Below are 1,824 nucleotides of genomic sequence, written 5' to 3' on the forward strand. Positions count from 1 at the left end.
TGAGAACAATGATCGCGACCTCGTGGACGATCTTCATACAACCGACCCTAGACGACACCCACGACACCAACGGCCAGACCGCATAGCTACCACTGACATGCCTGAACTTCGGACTCATTCATCTAGCACCCTATGGGGACAAGGACGTGGTCGCCATCGACGTGACCACGCATCGGTGGTTTGTTAAGGCGGGAGGTAGAGGTTCAAGCCTCGTCCTGCGCTGACCGCGTTGATCAGGGCTTGGAGGTCCGGTGGCGGGGGCTCGGGCGACCAAGCCTGCCACCAACGTTGTAGCGCGATCCACGGAGCCAGCCATGCCCGGACGGCGCGGATCGCCTTCGGCCAGGACGGCGGTGAGGACCTGCGGTCGGGTTCGGGACCCCCTCTCTCCGGCGGCGGCCTCGGTCGTCGTCGGGGCGTGCAGCGGGGCCGGTTCGGCGAACCAGGTGTCCCAGCAGAACGAGAACGCGCAGTTCACCAACGTCTGGTGGCGGCGGATCGCGGCATCGGAGCGGACCTGAAAGTCGGCCCAGCCCAGCTCGTCCTTGATCTGCTTGCAGCTCTGCTCGATCCAGTGCCTGATGCCGTAGATCCTGACGATCTCGGCCAGGTCGGCGGCCGGGTGCGGGCTGTCGGCCTGGCGGGGTCCGTCGGGCCGGGGCAGGTTGGTGGCCAGGTACCAGGTGGCTTTGGCCGGGAGCGTGGCCGGATCGGCGGTGGCCACCACCAGGCGGGTCGCCCCGTCCGGCCTGCGGCTCCCTTGTCCGTCAGGGGCGTACTCCGGTAGGCCGAGCAGGCTGCGAAGCCTGTCCGCCTTCTCGGGCGCCAGGTCGTACCAGTCCGTCACACGCTGCGCGGCCAGCCAGCCCAGCCCTCTGCCACCGCAGTAACCAGCGATGCCCCCGGCAAGCAGCAAGACCGCGGCCGCATGCTGAACGCCACCTGCAAGAACTGCGGGCTAGAACCCCGCCTGCCGTCAAAGCCGTCGCGGTGACGTGGCCGTGACCTCGACACCCTGCCTTTTCAACAGCGCGGCGAGAACACCGTCGCCGTCGACCAGTTCACCGGTGTGGGTGCCGTCATAGATGCGTCCGCAGCCACATGACGGGCTGCGGTCCTGGAGCACCGCGCGGGCGATTCCGTGGTCTGCGGCGAACTTCGCGACGGCTTCGGCGCCGGCGACGAACGCGGCGGTGACGTCTTCTCCGTCGGCGGTGACGATGTGGGGCGGTGCCGTCGAGGACGTCGTTCCCGTCGCCGCCGACGATCTCCGCGGGCGGTCGTGGCGTCGGCAGGCCGCCGGCCTGTTCGGCGCACGCCGGGACGGCGCGCCACCAGCCGCTTCGCGCCGTGACCGACCAGGTCTATGTCGAGTTCCGCAGGTTCGACCTCGAAGACGCGGACCCAGCGAACATCGAGGAACCTCCGTCTTCTCACCGGATCCCCCGAGAAAACCTCACGGTCCGCCAAGGCATTGTCTACATGTGGAGCCCGGGACACACCCACAAGGCCATCGTGACCATGCAAGCCTGGGCCGAGGAACCAGCCCGACAACCAGACAAACTCTGGGAGTTCACCGCCGACTCGGAGGTCGTTCTCCGATCCGGCACCATCATCGCCGTCGACGGGATGCGGGACCACCGCACCGCACCGCTCGACCTCGGCGGCGGGCCGATGGTCTACCACTTCCGCGTCAACTCCCGCGGCCACGAACGGATGCGCGGCCTCGAAGGCGGAGGCCTCGAGCCCGAAGAAGGCGAGCAGTACAGGCCACGCGAGGAATACCTCTTCCAGCTCTGGCCCGGCCGCCCATCCCTGCCCCGC

Annotated in this window: 1 protein-coding gene and 2 pseudogenes; 1 reads left to right on the forward strand and 2 read right to left on the reverse strand. The window is 68.1% G+C overall.

The genetic code is table 11. The annotated features are described in order from the left end of the window. Positions 1-130 precede the first annotated feature (130 nt). A pseudogene (locus KGQ19_RS48455) lies at positions 131-748 on the reverse strand (hypothetical protein); the annotation flags it as partial. Between the two features lie 228 nt (positions 749-976). Beyond that, a pseudogene (locus KGQ19_RS53275) lies at positions 977-1,331 on the reverse strand (2-thiouracil desulfurase family protein); the annotation flags it as partial. 19 nt (positions 1,332-1,350) lie between these two features. Here KGQ19_RS53275 and KGQ19_RS48465 point away from each other — a divergent pair. Continuing rightward, positions 1,351-1,824: hypothetical protein (locus KGQ19_RS48465; RefSeq protein ID WP_212022386.1), on the forward strand; the 474-nt coding region annotated here is incomplete at its 3' end.

This window comes from Catenulispora pinistramenti, assembly GCF_018274385.1.
GTDB lineage: Bacteria > Actinomycetota > Actinomycetes > Streptomycetales > Catenulisporaceae > Catenulispora > Catenulispora pinistramenti.